Source organism: Sphaerisporangium krabiense, from assembly GCF_014200435.1.
Lineage (GTDB): Bacteria > Actinomycetota > Actinomycetes > Streptosporangiales > Streptosporangiaceae > Sphaerisporangium > Sphaerisporangium krabiense.
The window spans coordinates 1,038,016-1,054,482 of the sequence record NZ_JACHBR010000001.1 but is presented as its reverse complement, the minus strand read 5'-3'; the positions used below and the strand labels follow the sequence as shown (position 1 = coordinate 1,054,482).

The 16,467-nt window shown below is 72.5% G+C and carries 15 protein-coding genes; 8 read left to right on the top strand and 7 right to left on the bottom strand.

Features of this window, described 5'->3' with window-relative positions; all coding sequences use genetic code 11:
• Nucleotides 1–170: 170 nt before the first annotated feature.
• Nucleotides 171–1,694: an alpha/beta fold hydrolase gene (locus BJ981_RS04530; protein WP_184608458.1), complete on the top strand. Its 1,524-nt coding sequence runs from the start codon at nucleotides 171–173 to the stop codon at nucleotides 1,692–1,694.
• 48 nt (nucleotides 1,695–1,742) lie between these two features.
• On the opposite strand, the gene BJ981_RS04525 is transcribed toward BJ981_RS04530, so the two are convergent.
• Together BJ981_RS04525 and BJ981_RS04520 are read right to left on the bottom strand one after the other, a co-directional pair.
• Nucleotides 1,743–2,618: an aminoglycoside phosphotransferase family protein gene (locus BJ981_RS04525; RefSeq protein WP_184608457.1), complete on the bottom strand. Its 876-nt coding sequence runs from the start codon at nucleotides 2,616–2,618 to the stop codon at nucleotides 1,743–1,745.
• 53 nt (nucleotides 2,619–2,671) lie between these two features.
• Nucleotides 2,672–3,424, bottom strand: coding sequence for a peptidylprolyl isomerase (locus BJ981_RS04520; RefSeq protein ID WP_184608456.1), 753 nt, complete (start codon nucleotides 3,422–3,424; stop codon nucleotides 2,672–2,674).
• A 248-nt stretch (nucleotides 3,425–3,672) separates the two neighbouring features.
• Here BJ981_RS04520 and BJ981_RS04515 point away from each other — a divergent pair, with 248 nt between their 5' ends.
• On the top strand, nucleotides 3,673–4,257 hold the full coding sequence (locus BJ981_RS04515; protein ID WP_184608455.1) for a dihydrofolate reductase family protein: 585 nt from the start codon (nucleotides 3,673–3,675) through the stop codon (nucleotides 4,255–4,257).
• Between the two features lie 12 nt (nucleotides 4,258–4,269).
• On the opposite strand, the gene BJ981_RS38995 is transcribed toward BJ981_RS04515, so the two are convergent.
• Together BJ981_RS38995 and BJ981_RS04505 are read right to left on the bottom strand one after the other, a co-directional pair.
• Nucleotides 4,270–6,414 (bottom strand): sigma-70 family RNA polymerase sigma factor, encoded by a 2,145-nt coding sequence (locus BJ981_RS38995; RefSeq protein ID WP_239139469.1) that lies wholly within the window; start codon nucleotides 6,412–6,414, stop codon nucleotides 4,270–4,272.
• A gap of 49 nt (nucleotides 6,415–6,463) precedes the next feature.
• Entirely contained in the window at nucleotides 6,464–6,796 is a 333-nt protein-coding gene (locus BJ981_RS04505; protein ID WP_239139470.1) for a YciI family protein, read from the bottom strand.
• Between the two features lie 310 nt (nucleotides 6,797–7,106).
• Here BJ981_RS04505 and BJ981_RS04500 point away from each other — a divergent pair, with 310 nt between their 5' ends.
• Both BJ981_RS04500 and BJ981_RS04495 read left to right on the top strand, forming a co-directional pair.
• Complete coding sequence (locus tag BJ981_RS04500) at nucleotides 7,107–8,732, top strand: amidase (protein ID WP_184608453.1); 1,626 nt, start codon at nucleotides 7,107–7,109, stop codon at nucleotides 8,730–8,732.
• Nucleotides 8,733–8,996: 264 nt separating this feature from the next.
• Nucleotides 8,997–9,935, top strand: coding sequence for a GNAT family N-acetyltransferase (locus BJ981_RS04495; protein ID WP_204070465.1), 939 nt, complete (start codon nucleotides 8,997–8,999; stop codon nucleotides 9,933–9,935).
• A gap of 118 nt (nucleotides 9,936–10,053) precedes the next feature.
• Here the strand turns inward: BJ981_RS04495 and BJ981_RS04490 are convergent, their stop codons facing one another.
• Nucleotides 10,054–10,938: an alpha/beta fold hydrolase gene (locus tag BJ981_RS04490; RefSeq protein ID WP_184608452.1), complete on the bottom strand. Its 885-nt coding sequence runs from the start codon at nucleotides 10,936–10,938 to the stop codon at nucleotides 10,054–10,056.
• A gap of 254 nt (nucleotides 10,939–11,192) precedes the next feature.
• Between BJ981_RS04490 and BJ981_RS04485 the strand changes: the two genes are divergently transcribed.
• The 4 genes from BJ981_RS04485 (at nucleotide 11,193) to BJ981_RS04470 (ending at nucleotide 14,441) form a co-directional block, all read left to right on the top strand.
• Complete coding sequence (locus BJ981_RS04485; protein WP_184608451.1) at nucleotides 11,193–11,678, top strand: DUF4232 domain-containing protein; 486 nt, start codon at nucleotides 11,193–11,195, stop codon at nucleotides 11,676–11,678.
• A 641-nt stretch (nucleotides 11,679–12,319) separates the two neighbouring features.
• A complete protein-coding gene (locus BJ981_RS04480; RefSeq protein WP_204070466.1) occupies nucleotides 12,320–12,952 on the top strand; it encodes a polysaccharide deacetylase family protein in 633 nt (210 codons plus the stop codon).
• A gap of 393 nt (nucleotides 12,953–13,345) precedes the next feature.
• Complete coding sequence (locus BJ981_RS04475) at nucleotides 13,346–14,065, top strand: MBL fold metallo-hydrolase (RefSeq protein ID WP_184608449.1); 720 nt, start codon at nucleotides 13,346–13,348, stop codon at nucleotides 14,063–14,065.
• Between the two features lie 133 nt (nucleotides 14,066–14,198).
• The gene (locus BJ981_RS04470; RefSeq protein ID WP_184608448.1) at nucleotides 14,199–14,441 is read left to right on the top strand and encodes a hypothetical protein; all 243 of its coding nucleotides are present in this window, start codon (nucleotides 14,199–14,201) and stop codon (nucleotides 14,439–14,441) included.
• A 91-nt stretch (nucleotides 14,442–14,532) separates the two neighbouring features.
• Here the strand turns inward: BJ981_RS04470 and BJ981_RS04465 are convergent, their stop codons facing one another.
• Both BJ981_RS04465 and BJ981_RS04460 read right to left on the bottom strand, forming a co-directional pair.
• On the bottom strand, nucleotides 14,533–15,210 hold the full coding sequence (locus tag BJ981_RS04465; RefSeq protein ID WP_275422318.1) for a response regulator: 678 nt from the start codon (nucleotides 15,208–15,210) through the stop codon (nucleotides 14,533–14,535).
• Entirely contained in the window at nucleotides 15,207–16,340 is a 1,134-nt protein-coding gene (locus BJ981_RS04460; RefSeq protein WP_184608447.1) for a sensor histidine kinase, read from the bottom strand. Before BJ981_RS04460 ends, BJ981_RS04465 begins: the two co-directional genes overlap by 4 nt.
• Nucleotides 16,341–16,467 lie beyond the last annotated feature (127 nt).

Here is a 16,467-nt window from a genome sequence, read left to right as displayed (position 1 = left end):
GGTGGCTCGCACCATCGAGCCGGGCACGCAGGAGCCCTCGCATCCGACGTCCGGCCCTTGGGTACCCCGGGCTGGCGCGGTGCGCCGGGACTCCCTCACCGCGCGGAGGAAAATTGCGCAGAACACCGTCCCTGTCAGCCCTGTTAGGCATCACCCTTCTCGTCCTCACCGTGCTGTTACCGTCCGTCCCCGCCACCGCCACCGCCACCGCCACCGCCGCCCCGGCGACGCCGACCCGGCCGCCGGCCGTCGCCTGGTCGCCGTGCGAGCAGAACCCGGCCGTGGATTGCGGCACGCTGTCGGTGCCCATCGACTGGAGCAGGCCGGGCGGGCCGTCGATCGACCTGGCCCTGGCCCGGCGCAAGGCCACCGACCCGGCCGCCAGGATCGGCTCGCTCCTGATCAACCCCGGCGGCCCCGGCGGGTCCGGCGTCGACCTGGTCGTGAACGTGCCCGGCTGGCCGAGCGCCGAGCTCCAGCGCCGCTTCGACATCGTGGGCTTCGACCCGCGCGGCGTGGGGCGCAGCCACCCCATCGTCTGCTCCGCCGAGCTGCTGTCCCCCATGCAGTACCCGATCGCCGAGAACGCCGCGCAGTTCGCGGAGCTGCGCGTCCTCAGCGCGAAGCTGCGCGCCGACTGCCGGGCCAGGACCGGCCCCCTCTTCGACCACGTGAACACGCGCGAGGTGGTCCGCGACCTCGACGCGATCCGGGCCGCCGTGGGCGACGACAAGCTCACCTACTACGGCATCTCCTACGGCACGCTGATCGGCCAGCTGTACGCCGAGATGTTCCCGCACCGCGTCCGGGCGCTCGCGCTGGACGGCAACATGGACCACAGCCTGCGGATCGGGGAGTTCTACGACACCACGGCCGCCGCCGCGCAGGACGCGTTCGACGCGTTCGCGTCCTGGTGCGAGCGGTCCGACAGGTGCGCCCTGCACGATGAGGGAGTGCGTCCCGTCTGGGCCCGCCTGCTCGCCCGCGCCGACCGCGGCGAGCTGCTCGACCCGGACCAGCCGACGGTCCCGGTGACGTCGCTCGAACTGATCAGCCTGGCGCACCTGCTGTTCTACCTCCCCGAGTGGGACCTTCTCGCCGTCATCATGGCGGCGCTCGACACCGGCGCGCCCCTGCCGCTCCCGCTTCCCACCCGAGTGCCGGGCGGCGGCGCACCCGGCGCCGTGGCGAACTTCCCGATCCCGATCCTGTGCCAGGACTTCGACTTCAACGTGTCCTCGTTCAAGGAGTACACCGCGATCCTGCGCCGGTCGGCCAAGCTGGCGCCCGACATGCGGTACGGCCCGGTCAACGTCCGGGTGACCCCGGTCTGCTTCTCCCAGCCCACGCCGATCCCGAACCCCCAGGAGCGCCTGCGGGTCCGCGGCAGCGCTCCCCTGCTGCTCGGCTCCTCGCTGCACGAGCCGACGTCGCCCTACCAGTGGACGCTCGGCGCCGCCCGCCAGCTCGGCAAGTACGCCAGGGTGCTCACCTATGAGGGCTGGGGCCACGGCATCTACGGCTGGAGTGACTGCACGACCGGCACGATCGACCGGTACCTGATCTCCCGCACGCTCCCGCCCCCCGGCGCCCGCTGTCCCGCCGTCGAGCCGTTCCCGTCGCTGACCGCCGACCGGCGAACGCCTCGCCTCGCCCCCACGCCCGTCCTCCCGGGCTGGCCGTCGCTCTTCTGACCTCCGTTCATGGCCTCTTCCGGCGCGTTCCGGCCGGAAGAGGCCCCGTCAGGCGATGACCGGGTCGTCGAGGACGTGGGGGAGCACCCGGGCCTGGAAGCCCCCGGGGTCGGGGCTGGAGAGGCCGGACATGGTGGCGAGCGCCTTCCACAGGGCCCAGCCGCGGGCACGGCGCCAGGCGTCGTCCGGGAGCCCGGCGGACTCGCGGAAGAGCTTGCGCTCGTCGCCGCGGAAGTACGTCCAGGCGATCACCAGATCGCAGGCCGGATCGCCGACGCCGCAGGTGCCGAAGTCGATCACGGCGGACAGCGCCCCGTCCGCGACCAGCAGGTTGCCCGCGGCGATGTCGCCGTGGAACCACGCCGGGGGGCGCGTCCAGGCCGTGGTGAGCGCGTCCGCCCAGACGGCCGCGCAGGCGGCGGTGTCGACCACGCCCTCGAGCTCCTCCAGCGCCTGTTGCACCTGGTCGCTGTAGACGCTGGGGTGGCAGCCGCGGAAGAAGGAATGCCGCCCGCAGGCCCGTCCCTCCCGCGTGGGAGCGGCCCGGAGCGCGGTGAGGAACCCGCCGAGATCCCGCGCCAGCCCGGCCCGGTCGACGTGCGCGGCGGTGTCCAGGGTCTCCCCGGCGAGCCAGCGCCGTACCGACCAGGGGAACGGGTAGGCGTCCGCCGGCCGCCCCGTCGCGACCGGCACCGGCACGGGCACCGGGAGGCGCCCGGCCAGCGCGGGCAGGCACCGGTCCTCCTTCTCGACCGCGGCCACGTACACTTCGTGGCTCGGCAGCCGTACGGACAGCTCGCGGCCCAGCCGGAACGTCCGGTTGTCCCAGCCCTGACGGGGGACGGGCTCGACGGGCAGGTCGCTCCACTCGGGGAACTGCCCGGCGACCAGCCCGCGCACGAGCCCGGCGTCGATGTCGATCATCGCTTCAGTCTGCGCGCGGACGGCCGCGTCCGCACGCGGATATCCGGGCGTGCTCAGTGGCAGACGCGGGCGTCCCTGATGTCGGCGGGGAGCACGGGCTTGCCGTCCACCGGCGGGGTGGGCCCGTCCGGCGCCGGCTGGATGCCCCCGGCGGCGATGCGGTCCAGCGCGGCGAGCCCGGCGGCGTCGACCGTGCCGAAGACGGTGTAGTTGGGCAGGAGCCCGGAGTCGCCGTAGACCAGGAAGAACTGGCTGCCGTTGGTGTCGGGGCCGGCGTTGGCCATCGCCAGCACGCCGCGCGCGTACGTCTTGCGGGTGCCGGTGGTGTCGCCCGGCCACGGCGGCAGGTCGGTCGGCAGCTCGTCCTTGTACCGGTATCCCGGGCCGCCCTCGCCGGTGAAGGTCGGGTCGCCGCACTGCAGCACCTTCAGCCGGTCGTAGGCGGTCAGCCGGTGGCACGAGGTGGCGTCGTAGAACCGGTGCTTGACCAGGTGGACGAAGCTCTGCACGGTGCACGGCGCCTTGGCCGCGTCGAGCGTGAGCCCGATGTCGCCGTGGTTGGTCTTGAGCACGGCGGAGGTCCGCCGGGTGGGGGTGCGGTGCGGGTCCGGCGGCAGCGGGACCTTGCGCGCGGCCGGCTCGTCGGGCGTCTCGGTGTAGTGGCACGGGCCCTTGGTCGTCCGCGGCGGCTTGTCCGCCGCTTTGTCGGCGGACGCGGGCACGGCTCCGACCGCGACCAGGGAGCCGATCGTGCACGCGGCCACCACGGCACGCGCCGCCAGCCGTAACAACGCTCTGTCGGACATGGTGCCCCTCCAGGAGATGATCCACAGGCTTACTGTGATCTATTCCATCTGACAGGGGGCGTCAAGGGCCCGGAATTTCGCCCGGCCGGGACACGGGCGAACCACCGACAGAGAAGATGTGCTTGACAAAAAAGTTTGTCGGTAGCTACGGTGGAGCCATGCCAGACGGCGGACGGGACACCGGCCGCCGGGCGGCACCGCGGAACCCGGCGGAGCGCCGGCCGTCAACCCCTGAAGGAGCGAGTCCCATGCGTATCGTGATCGTGGAGTTCATGAGCCTCGACGGCGTCGTGCAGGCCCCCGGCGCCCCCGGCGAGGACACCGACGGCGGCTTCGCCCACGGCGGCTGGACCCACCCGTTCTTCGACCCCGAGATCGTGGGCGGCGCCTTCGCCGGCACGCTGGCCAACGCCGACGCCCTGCTGTACGGGCGCCGTACCTGGGAGAACATGGCCGCGGCGTGGCCCGAGCGCGCCGGCGACCCCTTCGCCGACCAGATGAACGCGATCCGCAAGTACGTCGTGTCCGACACGCTCGGCGACGGCGAGCAGGCCTGGAACACCACCCGTATCCCCGGCGACAAGGCCGTCGCCCGGATCCGGGAGCTCCGCGAGACCGAGGGCGGCGACCTGGTCGTCATGGGCAGCCCCACGCTCGCCCGCACCCTCCTCCAGGAGGGCCTGTTCGACGAACTGCGGCTCGTGATCATGCCGGTGCTGCTCGGCGGCGGCAAGCGGATCTTCCCCGACGGCGGCGTGCTCCACACGCTCAAGCTGGTCTCCACGGTCACCAGCGACGCGGGCGTGAACGTGTGCACCTACCAGCGCGCCTAGCGCCCGCCGCGCTCAGGGCGTGGCGCCGGTCGCCCGGGTGACGAAGGGGTGCAGGCTGCGGATGCTCTCGTGCCCCGACAGGGACATGAGCATCGGGGCCGGCCAGCCGTCCTCCCCCAGGTGGGCCAGGCGGGAGTGGCGGAGCCGGCGCAGGGTGTACCCGTTCCCGCCGGGATCGAGGTCCCGGGTGGCGCGCTTGAACAGGTACTCCGCCCGCTCGTACGACAGCCGGCCGCGGCCGGTGTGCGGGCAGAGATCCGCGGCGGGCGGCACCCGGCCGGGCCCGGGCCTGCGGTCGGCGAGGAACAGCGGGCCGCGGTGGCGGCCCTCCACCAGAAGAGGCAGGAGCGCGGCCGTCCCCGCCTCCCAGCGCAACCACCGGTCCCTGGCCCTGACCCGGCCGCGCATGCCGGGGACGTCCAGGTCCTCCACGTCCAGCGACAGCGCCCACTCCGCCGGGGCCGCGCTCTCGTACAGCAGCCGCCACAGGGCACGCTCGCGCGGCGCGATCCCGGGACGCTCCCACAGCGCCGCCAGCCGCTCCCGGTCGATCGGCAGGGTACGCCCGCGCGGCTCGGGCCTGCGGTCCAGGGCGGCCGCGAGGTCGGGGGAGGTCCAGCCCTGATCCGCGGCCCACGCGGCGAAGGACCGCAGCGCGGCCCGGTGCCGGTTCCACGTCGCGCCGGCCGCCGTCCCCCAGGCCGCGGCGAAGACCTCCGCGACCCGGGCGGGCGCGACCTCGGCCAGCGGCACGTCCTCGCCCAGGTGGCGTCCCAGCCGGGCCAGCGTCTTGCCGTACGAGCGCGCGGTGTCGGCGCTCAGGTCCTGACGGGCCAGGAACCCGCGCACCGCCTCGGCCAGCGTGACGCCCGCGGGCGCCGCGGCGGCCCTCGCGGCGGACGCCGCACGCGTGAGCAGGATCGCCCGCTCGGCGCCGTTGCGGGTCAGGGACGCGGCCCGCTCGAACTCGGCGCGTGCCTCGGCGTGCCGGCCAAGCCGGGCCAGCAGGTCCGCGCGCACGGCCGGCAGAAGGTGGTAGCCCTTCATGGCGGGCTCGCCGACCAGCGTGTCCGCCAGGTCCAGACCGGCCCGCGGCCCGTCGGCCATCGCCAGCGCGACCGCGCGGTTGAGCTGGACGACCGGGGTCGGCAGCACCTGTACCAGGGCCCCGTAGAGCGCCGCGATCCGCGCCCAGTCGGTGTCCGCCGCGCTGCCGGCCCCCGCGTGGCACGCGGCGATGGCGGCCTGCAGCACGTACGGCCCGAGCGGGCCGCCGGCCTCCCGCGCCCGCAGCAGCGCCGCGAAGCCGCGCCGGATCAGCAGCGGGTCCCAGCGGCCCCGGTTCTGCTCGTGGAGCGGCACGGGCTCGCCGGACGGGCCGGTGCGCGCCGCCGCGCGCGACTGCTGGAGCTCCATCAGCGCGGCGAGGCCGTGCACCTCGGCGTCCCCGGGGGCGAGGCCCGCGAGGACACGGCCGAGGCGCAGCGCCTCCAGGCACAGCGAGGGGCGCATCAGGTCGTCGCCCGCCGTGGCCGCGTACCCCTCGTTGAACACCAGGTAGATGACGTCGAGCACCGATCCCAGCCGGACGGCCCGCTCCGGCGCCGCCGGGACCTCGAAGGGGACGCCCGCCTCGGACAGCGCCCGCTTGGCCCGGACGATCCGCTGGGCCACGGCGGCCTCGGAGATGAGGAAGGCCCGCGCGATCTCGTCGGTGCTCAGGCCGCCGACGAGCCGTAGCGTCAGCGCCACCCGGGACTCGGTGGACAGCACCGGGTGGCAGGAGACGAACATCAGCCGCAGGACGTCGTCGCCGACCTCCCCGTCGAGGGCGTCCAGGGCGGCGTCCACGTCCCGGGTGCCCTCGTCCGGGCGGGTGGCGAGATCGTGCGCGAGCCGTTCGCGGCCGCGGTCCTGGCGGTCCTCCCGGCGCAGGTGGTCGATGGCGCGGCGCTTGGCGATCGCCGTGAGCCAGGCACCCGGGTTGTCCGGGGTGCCCGACTCCGGCCACTGCTCCAGCGCGGCGAGCACCGCCTCCTGGGCCAGTTCCTCCGCCAGGCCCACGTCGCCGACCATCCGCGCCAGGCCGGCGACGATCTTCGCGGACTCGAGCTTCCAGACCGCGTCGATCACGCGATGGGCGTCCCCGGACGTCACGCCACCGATGAGAGCACCGCCTCCGCGCGCTCCGCAACCTCAGGCGGGCTCAGCGAGGGTCCAGGTCGGGGCCGAAGACCTGCTGGATGTAGCCGTGCCCGTCGCCGACGATCTTCCAGAAGCGCCGGGACAGCTCCACGGCCTCCTCCCGCGAGCGCGTCTCGATCAGCGCGAACCCGACGATGGCCTCCTTGGCCTCGGCGAACGGGCCGTCGGTCACGGTGATCTGGCCGCCGGAGGAGCTGATGTGCACGCCGCCCGGCTCCAGGCCGCCCGTCGCCAGCAGGACGCCGGCCTTGGCCATCTCCTCGATGAACGCGCCCATCTCCGCCATCATCGCCTCGTCCGGCTGGCCGGCGCCGTCGTCCCAGGTCGTCAGCATGAACCGCATGATCGTCTCTCTTTCTTCCCGTCGTGGTCACGGCCGGGGGTCGTCCCCCGTTCCGTGTCGGCCGGGGCTCGCTCGCCCCTGCCTTCACCTACACGTCGCACGGGCGGGGCCGAATTCGACGGGTCCCTCTGCCGGACCACTGTGACCTGGGATTATGCCATCGATGTGACAGGTAACGCGCATGTGACAGGTAATGCGCGTCCCGCGCCGAGGAGGACGGGCCGGAGTGGTGACGGCGGCCTTCCTTCTCTTCAGTTAAGAATGTTTTCAGTTCTGAGTCCGATCGCTACGCTGATCGTTCATGACTTTCACGCATCCCGCGCGATGGCTGGCGGCGTTATCACTCGCCGCGGGGCTGTCCGTGGCGGCTCCGGCACACGCCCACGAGGCGGCCGCACCCCCCTCCTCAAGCACCACCGCGTCCACCGGCACCGTCCTGCGCGGCCTCGACCTCGACCGCGCGACCGTCCTGGACATGCAGCGCGCCATGGACCGGGGACACTTCGACGCGGTGACGCTCACCCGGTTCTACCTCGACCGCATCCGCGCGGTGGACCCGCTGCTGCACGCGGTCATCGCCACCAACCCCGCCGCCCTCCAGGAGGCGCGGCAGAGCGACCTGCGGCGCCGCCGCGGCGCGCACGGCGTGCTGGAAGGCATCCCGGTCCTGCTCAAGGACAACATCGACACCGCGGGACCGCTCGGCGTGACCGCCGGCTCGCTGGCGCTGACCGGCGCCCGCCCGGCCCGGGACGCGTTCCTCGTCCAGCGGCTGCGCGACGCGGGCGCGGTGATCCTCGGCAAGGCCAACCTGTCGGAATGGGCCAACTTCCGGTCCAGCCCGTCCTCCAGCGGCTGGAGCGGTGTCGGCGGCCAGACCAACAACCCCTACGTCCTGGACCGCAACCCGTGCGGGTCGAGCAGCGGCTCGGCGGTCGCCGTCGCCGCGAGCCTCGCCGCGGTCACCATCGGCACCGAGACCGACGGCTCGATCGTCTGCCCGGCGAGCGTCAACGGCGTCGTCGGCATCAAGCCCACGCTCGGCCTGGTCAGCCGCGGCGGAGTGGTGCCGCTGTCCCTGGCCCAGGACACCGCGGGCCCGATCACCAGGAACGTCACCGACGCGGCCGCCGTGCTCTCGGTCATCCAGGGCGTGGACCCGCGCGACCCGGCCACCGTGCGGGACGGCGACCGCGACTACCTCAAGGCGCTCAAGCCCGGCGCGCTCGCCGGCAAGCGCATCGGCGTCTGGCGCTCGGCGGCGGGCGACAACCAGGAGGCCATCGCCGCCCTGGACGCCGCCGTCGCCACGCTCCGGGCACGCGGCGCGACCGTCGTCGACGGCCTCGAACTGGCGGGCATGGACCAGGCGGGCGAAGCCGAGTACCCGGCGCTGCTCACCGAGTTCAAGCACGACGTGAACGCCTACCTGGCCGCCACCCCCGGACGGCACCCCGCCGACCTGGCCGGGCTGATCGAGTTCAACAAGCGGCACGCCTCGACCGAGCTCCGCTACTTCGGGCAGGAACTGTTCGAACAGGCGCAGGCGACCACCGGCGACCTGAACGACCCCGAGTACCGCGCGTTCAGGGAGAAGGCGACCTCGCTCTCCCGTAAGGCGATCGACTCCGTGGTGGCCGAGAACCGGCTCGACGCGGTGCTCGCGCCGACCAACAACGCGGCCTGGGTGACCAGCCTGACCAACGGCGACGACTTCACCGATTTCGTCGCCTCCTCCTCGCCCTCGGCCATGTCCGGCTACCCGGCGATCACGGTCCCCGGCGGATACGCCAGGAGCGTGCTGCCGCTCGGCGTCACCTTCTTCGGCGGCCGGCTCTCCGAGCCGACCCTGATCGCCCTCGGCTACGCCTTCGAGCAGGCCGCCCACGTGCGCAAGCCCCCGACCTACCTGCGCACCCTGCCCTGAGCCCCGGCGTCCTCGCCGCACGCCGCCCCGTCGCACGCGGAGGGGGCGGCGTGCGCGCCGGCGACGGTCGTGAGAAACCGGTTGCCGACACGCCCGCGGCCCGGATACAAATCTCAGCGAGACGCCCCGGCACACGTGCCGGGCGCCCGATCACGAGAGGAGGGACGAGCCGATGAACCCCAAGCTCACCGCGCCGACGTCCTCCCGGGGTGCGGACCTGTCCTGACCCTCGCGCGGACGCGGCGCACTCACCCGGAGTGTGCCTTGACCGTGGAACAGCACGACCTGACCATGCGCCCGATCACCGGACGCGAAGAACTCGGCCTTTTCAACCGGCTGCCCTACGTCCTCAACGACGAACTGGCCGGCGACCTCGACGCCGGTCGCCGCCGTCCCGAATGGATGTGGGTGGCGCTGCGGGGTGACCGCCTCGCCGGGCGTGTCGCCTGGTGGGGGCGGGCGGGCGCCGACACGCCGTACTGCCTGGACGTCTTCGACCTCGACGACGCCGGCGACCTCGACACCGGCGTACTGCTCCTGCGGACGGCCATGGCCGGCGTCCTGCCGGCCGGGACGCCCGCGCCCGAATACATCTGCTTCGCCCCGTCCGACTGGCGTGAGAAGACCGCGACCCGGCACGCCGTCCACGCCCGCATGACCGCACTGGAGCGGACCGGCGCCCGCCTGTTCGTCGAGCGGCTCTCCCTGGAATGGCGCGCCGGGACGCCGGTGCCCGAGCCCGGCGGACGGCTGGCCTTCCGGCCCTTCGCCGGCCGCGACGAGATCGTGTCGCTGATGACCTCGGTCCTGGACGGGACATTGGACGCCCACGGCCGCCACGACCTCACCCGGATGTCGCCCAGGGAGGCGGCGACCCGGCACTACGAGGACGAACTCGCCCGCTATCCGACGCCGCGAGACTGGTGGCGGGTCGCGACCCTGCCGGGCGGCGAGCCGGTCGGGTTCGTCTTCCCGGCCCGCAACGACTACAACCCGATCATCGCCTACATCGGCGTCCTGCCCCGCCACCGCGGTAACGGCCACATCGACGAGATCCTCGCCGAAGGCACCCGCGTCCTCGCCGCCGAGGGCGCACCCCGCGTCCGGGCCGCCACGGACGTCGGCAACGTCCCCATGGCCAACGCCTTCCACCGCGCGGGCTACGTCACCTACCAGCGGCTCATCACCATGACCTGGCCCTGATCGACCCGCCCTCCGATGGCCGTCACCCCGAGACCGGAACGTCCTCTGAGGAGGCGGACCGGTCGAGGCGGACCAGCGTCCATCGGGGCGGCGGATTACCGGGTGGGGTCCTGGTCGCTCAAACGGAGCCGCCGTCCTCGGTCAGTGCCTGACGCAGCGTGGCGGCGAAGGCGTCCGGGTCTCCCTTCTTGCCGAACATGACGTCGACGAAGCCGCTGTGGTGGCTGGGAAAGATCACGGGCTTGGTGCCGAGCCGTCCGGCGACCGCCACGCCCGCGCGGTAGGCCAGCTCGCCCTCCGATTCCGCTCCGACCCCGACGACGACGCGGGTCGAAGCGGCGCGGAGCGCGTCGAAGTCGTGCTCGTGGCTCGCGCAGGTCAGCAGGTTCTGCCGGAACAGCGGGTCGTCGCGGGAGCCGTCGTCCTGCGTGGGCAGGCCGAACTCGGCCGGGCTCGGAACCGGCCGGTCGGCGAGGTCGGCGGGGAACTCGCCGCGCAGGCCGGTGACGGCGATGAACTTCACCATCGCCGGACCGAAGCCGTCCCGGTCGTACGTCTCGCGGATGTCCGCCATCGCGGCCAGCACCCGCTCCCGATCCGGCAAGGTCTGGGCGGCCGGCGGTTCGTGCGCCACGAGCGTGCGCACCTGCTCCGGATGCCGCGCCACCAGCGCGAGCGCGTTGACGGCGCCGCCGCTGCTGGCGAAGATGTCCACCGGCCCGCCCCCGAGCGCGTCGATCAGCAGCCGCAGATCGTCGGCGTGCAGCTCAGGACTCGACTCGTCGGCGCCGTCGGTGCGCCTGCTCCGCCCGATTCCCCGCGGGTCGTAGGTCACCACCGTACGGTCCGGGAAGCGCCCGGCCAGGGCGGTGAACCCGCTCGCGTCCATCGGCGAGCCGATCATGAGCAGAACCGGGTCCGCGCTCGCCGCCGCGGCCTCCCGCACGTCGTAGTGGAGAACACAGCCGGGCACCTCGAGGGTGTGGCTCTGGGGATCGGTCATGTGATCAGTCCTTATTCCGAACTCCATGCTCCTGATGCCGCGGAATCGTACACCAGTTCGAGAGCGCCCGATGTGCTCCCGACGATTCTGGGGAAACGATCCTTCGGCTTCCCGCGCACAAGGTTTGTAGAGGGCCTCATGGCTCCGATACGGACAACGGTCGCGCCGTGAGAAATAAGAGGCCCCTGCACCCGAGATATGAGGAGTCCTCTGCGAACAAGGCGCCCGAGATAGGCGTCCAACCTGATGTGAAGATGCGCACACCACTCGTCCTGGCCGTCGCCCTCCTCGCGGCGGTAGCCGGTTCCGGCCTCCAGGCCCAGGCCTCCACGGAGGCCGCCGCTCCGGCGCGCTGCCGTACGACCCAGCTCAAGGCGAGCCTCGGCCGGCTCGACTCCGGGGCCGGCCAGCGGTACGTGCCGCTCGTGTTCACCAACACCTCGGCCAAGACCTGCTGGGTCTACGGCTTCGTCGGGCTCGTCATGATCGACGCCAAGGGCGACGTCCTTCGCACCAGAACCCGCCGGGCGAACGTCGTCCCGCACCGCGTCACCCTGCGCCCCGGACGCGCGGCGCGATCCACCCTGCACTGGACCGTGATGCCCGTCGGCGACGAGGGGACCTGCCCACCCGCCGCCCGCCTCATGATCATCCCCCCCGACGAGGTCGCCCACCTGGAGATCCCCTTCACCGCCACCGTCTGCGACGACGGCCGCATCGACGCCACCCCCTTCCGCTGACCACTCCCTGCCGCCGGTGACCGCGCGCGTGTTCACCTGGGGCGGTCGTCGTTCTCGGGCGACTGGGGGTTGCGCGCTTGCCGGGCGGGCTTACGGTGGTCGGCCACGACGGACCCGCACGGGTGGGCTCGATCACTTCGATCCTTGTGCGCGGACCTCTGAGCGGCCGCTTGAATGGGCAGGGTCGATGAGGAAATGGTTGTAGTGGTCGAGGTGTGTGGAGCCCACCCGTGCCGCGCCGTCGTGGCCGAGCGTCGCGATCCCACCCACCAGTGCGAGAGCGCGGATCCTGGAGGAGCCCATCCCGACGGGATGAAGAATCACCTAGGAGTCGCGATCATCTGGGTTCTCACAGCGGAAAACCTCCGCCTGAACCTGGAAGTCACCCACGGCCGGTCGGGCCTTTGATCTGCGCCGACTTGTTCAGCAGGCCGAGCTCCTAGGGCTGGTCGAAGACCGGCTGACCCCGAGTGCCCGCTAGACCCATTCAAATTGAGATGCACCGATCACTGAATAGGTCCGACCTATATATGGACAGGCCAGTTTGCCGAGGCCAATATGGCACCATGCCAAGATCAAAGCTGTGCTGCGCCCTACGCGGTGCACTTGCCGCCCTCGTTCCATTAGCGCTCATTGGCGCGATGACCGGCCCAGTGCACGCGTCGGTGTCGCAGTCGTCGGCCGCCTGGCCCGAGCCCGTTCCGGTCGTCTCCCACGTGGGAACCGCCGATCCGGTCGTGTTCGTCACCATCGACGACGGCTGGAACCACGATCCGGCTGCCGCGAAGCTGCTACTCGACCGCCGGGTGCCCGCGTCGCTGTTTCTGCTGCCGGGTGCGTACTCCTACGATGACGGCTATTTCCGCACCCTGCTCAACAATGGACCTGTCCGAGTCGAGAATCACAGCGTCAGCCACCCCGACCTGTCCACGCTCGACGCCGCCGGGCAGCGGGCGGAAATCTGCGGGGCGCGCGACCAGCATCTCGCCAAGTTCGGCGACAGCCCGCGTCTGCTGCGTCCTCCGTACGGGACGTACTCGGAGACCACCCGGACCACCGCTCGTGCCTGCGGCGCGGAAGCCCTGGTCACGTGGACGTACGATCTCACCACCTGGGGAACGGACCCCGTCCCGGTGCCTCGCCTGAAGGCCGGCGACATCATCCTGCTGCACTTCAACGGGACCGTGGAGGGGGACCTGCGAAGGGTCCTGGACGCGGCGGCCGCGGCCGGGCTGAAGCCCGCCCCACTGCGGGAGTACATCGGTAGATGGTGATGCCGACATTGAGGGGCGAGTGCCGCAGTGAACCCGGCGGTGCCCTCGCGTACCGGGCCGTAGCGAGAAGCCGGCCCGAGATCGGGGCGATCACCTTGAGCATGGCACGTACGACCGGTTCGCCCTCGCCCCTCTTCGTCTCGTAGGTTCGCGGAATCAGGTCGCAGTCCTGCGCCATGATGAGCCGGCCCTCGCGGTAGGACTCCTGGGCGAACCTCGTGCCGTCTGACCAGCGACTCCCGCGCCGCGCGACCGGCGAACCCCCCGCCGCGTGACAAGCATCCGATAGCGCGGTCCTGTCGCGTTCGGCGGTTGCTTTCGCGTTCGGCGGAGGGGCTCCGCTTTCAGCGGAGAAGCATCGATAATTTCGTGCCGGTCTTCTAGCGTCGCGCCATGCGTCCTATTCAGGTCACACCGGCGATATGGCAGCTTCCCTTCTCGGTCGGACACGTCTACCTCGTGCGCATACCCGGCGGGTACGCGCTGATCGACACCGGTGTGCCGGGATCCGCCCCGCAGGTCCTCGACGCGCTGGCACGGCTCGGTGCCCGGCCCCAGGACGTCCGGCAGATCGTGCTGACCCACAGCCACATCGACCACACCGGATCGGCCGCGGATCTGGTCGAGGCGACCGGCGCGCGCGTGCTGGCCGGAGCCGCGGACGCCTTCGTCATCCGTGGTCTGCGCCCCGAACCGGAGGCGACGTACACCGATGCCGAACGCGTCCTCAACGAGCAGGTCATGGCGGGCTTCGCCGCGGCGGGCATTCCGCCTCTGCGGCATGTGGAGGTGGATGTGGAACTGCGCGACGGCGACGTCCTCGACGGCTGGGGGGAGAGCGTCCGTGTCCTGCACGTGCCCGGGCACACCCCGGGAAGCGTCGCGCTCCATCTGCCTTCCAGCGGCGTGCTCTTCCCGGGTGACAACGTCGCCGCCGCGGAGGGACGCGTGCTCCTCGGCCCGTTCAACGTGGCCAGGGACGAGGCCGTCGCGTCTTTCCGCAGGCTGGCGGAACTGGACGTGGAGACACTGTGCGTGCCCCATGGCGACCCGGTCATGGAAGGCGCCGGCGTCCTGCTGAAGGCGTCCACTCCGGAGAAGGACTGGCTGTGAGGCGTCGGCGGTGGCAGGTGGCGATGGGCCGAGGGGAGGACGTCCCGACCGACGGATGTCCGCCTGGCGGTGGACGGGGAATCAAGGACGGCTTTGACGACCGGGGACGGGTCGGTTTCCTACCTTCGAGTCCATGAAGTTCACCGTGAATCCGATCCGCCGCGCGGCCGTGGGCGCCAGCCTCGTCATCGCCGCTCTCGCCCTCCCCGTCACGGCGCACGCGGCCACCGCGCCGTCCTCCGCCCCCAAGGCTTCCGTCACCACGGCGGCCACCTCCGGCCCTTACTGGGACCTGCGCCAGTGCTCGGTGGCGGCCTCCGCGTCCGGCGGTTATTGCTTCCTGCGGAACGGCCGTTGGTACGTGTACGTCCCGTGACGACCGGCACACCGGCGAGGCCCTCGGAGCGCGACCGCTTCGGGGGCCTCGCCTCGTGCCGGTGTGTCGTGGGCGCCGACGAGCCGCCGGCCTAATCCGGCTCGGGGGCGCCGGGGCGGACGACGCCCGACTCGTAGGCGTATCGGACGGCCTGGGCGCGGTCGCGGAGGGAGAGCTTGGCCAGCAGCCGGTTGATGTGCGTGCTCACCGTGGCGTGGCTGATGAACAGCGCCGTGGCGATCTCGGCGTTGGACAGGCCCTGCGCGACGAGGCGGAGCACCTGCTCCTCCCGCGCGGTCAGCCCGGAGTCGGTCGCGGGGGGCGCGGGGGCCCGGCGGTAGGCGTCGATGACCCGCCGCGTGACGGTCGGGTCGAGCAGCATGTCCCCGCGCGCCGCGCTGCGGATCGCCGCGAACAGGTGCTCGGGCGGCGACACCTTGAGCAGGAAGCCGCTGACCCCGGAGTGCAGCGCGCGGTCGAGGTTCTCGTCGGTGTCGTACGTCGTCAGCATGATCACCCGGGGTGGCTCCGGCGCGGCGAGTATCCGCCGGGCCGCCTCCAAACCGTCCACGCGCGGCATCGCGATGTCGAGGAGCACCACGTCGGGCCGCAGGCTTCTCGCCAGCTCCACGGCGCGCTCCCCGTCGGACGCCTCGCCGAGCACGGACAGATCGGGCTGGGTGCCGATGACCAGGCGCAGCCCGGCCCGGATCATCGCCTGGTCGTCGGCGATGAGGATGCCGACGCCGCCCGCGGCGGGCCCGGTCACAGGGGCAGCACCGCCCGCACCGCGAACCCGCCGGACCCCAGCGGCCCGATGGTCAGCGTCCCCTGGAACAGCGCGGCGCGCTCCCGCATGCCGATCAGGCCGTGCCCGCCCTCCCGGACGCCGGCCCGCGCCGGGGTCCCGCGCGGCCCCTGGTCCACCACCTCCAGGCGCAGCTCGTGCGGGTGGTATCCGATGGTCACCGCGGCCTTCGTCGGGCCCGCGTGCTTGAGGGTGTTGGTCAGCGCCTCCTGCACGATGCGGTAGGCGGACAGGTCGAGTCCCGCGGGCAGCCGTACCGGCTCGCCCTGGACGTCGAGCGTCACCTCCAGCCCGGCCGCGCGGACCTGGTCGAGCAGGTCGTCCAGCCGGTCGAGCCGGGGCCGCCCGTCGAGCCCGTCGTCGTGCGGCCCGCGCAGCAGACCCAGCATGCGCCGCAGCTCGTCGACGGCCTCCCGGCCCGTCTCCTCGACGGTGGCGAGCATCCGCCGTTCACGTTCCTTCTCCTCGCCGAGCATCAGCCGTACGCCGCCGGCCTGCATCGTCATCACGCTGACGCTGTGCGCCACGATGTCGTGCAGTTCGCGGGCGATACGGGCCCGCTCCTCCGCCACGGCCTCGCGGGCGAGCAGCTCCCCGCGTTCGGCGGCCTGTACGGCGAGCACCCGGTGGCGTCGCACCGCGACCCCGGCCCCGCCGGCGATCGCGCACATGACCAGCCCCACGGCGACGTCGCCCCACCCCGGAGGAGGGGTGGAGTTGGTGAACATGAAGAACAGATAGGCCCCGGTCGCGGCCATCCCGGTGGCGGCCCTGGCGCCGCGCGACGGCGCCTCCGACAGCAGCGTGAACAGCAGCACGAGTTGCGTGTAGAACTGCCACGCGGCGGGGGACTCGCGCAGCAGGGCGAACGAGACGACGCTCGCGCCGGAGTAGACGAGCAGGACGGCGAAGGGCGCCCGGCGCCGGAACAGCACCAGGACCGCGGCCGCGGCGCCGACCACGACCCACGGCGCGAGGTGCTCACGGGACGGGGAGGCCGTGCGCCCGCTGACCTCCTCGGCGATCGCGAACAGGCCCACAACGCCCGCGACCAGCCAGTCGACGAGCGTGGGGGGATGGCGACGGAACATGAGCGAAGGTTAGCCCGGCCGTCGCCGTACCGTTCCAGGCGGCCACCCGTACCGCCCGATCCTCCGCCTCCAGGTGGACCCCGGATCAAAGAGTGCTTTGACGACGGAACGGGGCATCGATTTCTAC

Excerpts from the sequence above, each read along its gene's own strand:
- BJ981_RS04525 (WP_184608457.1), bottom strand. The coding sequence starts at position 2,618 with ATGATCGACATCGACGCCGGGCTCGTGCGCGGGCTGGTCGCCGGGCAG.
- BJ981_RS04520 (WP_184608456.1), bottom strand. The coding sequence starts at position 3,424 with ATGTCCGACAGAGCGTTGTTACGGCTGGCGGCGCGTGCCGTGGTGGCC.
- BJ981_RS04515 (WP_184608455.1), top strand. The coding sequence starts at position 3,673 with ATGCGTATCGTGATCGTGGAGTTCATGAGCCTCGACGGCGTCGTGCAG.
- BJ981_RS04505 (WP_239139470.1), bottom strand. The coding sequence starts at position 6,796 with ATGCTGACGACCTGGGACGACGGCGCCGGCCAGCCGGACGAGGCGATG.
- BJ981_RS04500 (WP_184608453.1), top strand. The coding sequence starts at position 7,107 with ATGACTTTCACGCATCCCGCGCGATGGCTGGCGGCGTTATCACTCGCC.
- BJ981_RS04490 (WP_184608452.1), bottom strand. The coding sequence starts at position 10,938 with ATGACCGATCCCCAGAGCCACACCCTCGAGGTGCCCGGCTGTGTTCTC.
- BJ981_RS04485 (WP_184608451.1), top strand. The coding sequence starts at position 11,193 with ATGCGCACACCACTCGTCCTGGCCGTCGCCCTCCTCGCGGCGGTAGCC.
- BJ981_RS04480 (WP_204070466.1), top strand. The coding sequence starts at position 12,320 with ATGACCGGCCCAGTGCACGCGTCGGTGTCGCAGTCGTCGGCCGCCTGG.
- BJ981_RS04475 (WP_184608449.1), top strand. The coding sequence starts at position 13,346 with ATGCGTCCTATTCAGGTCACACCGGCGATATGGCAGCTTCCCTTCTCG.
- BJ981_RS04470 (WP_184608448.1), top strand. The coding sequence starts at position 14,199 with ATGAAGTTCACCGTGAATCCGATCCGCCGCGCGGCCGTGGGCGCCAGC.
- BJ981_RS04460 (WP_184608447.1), bottom strand. The coding sequence starts at position 16,340 with ATGTTCCGTCGCCATCCCCCCACGCTCGTCGACTGGCTGGTCGCGGGC.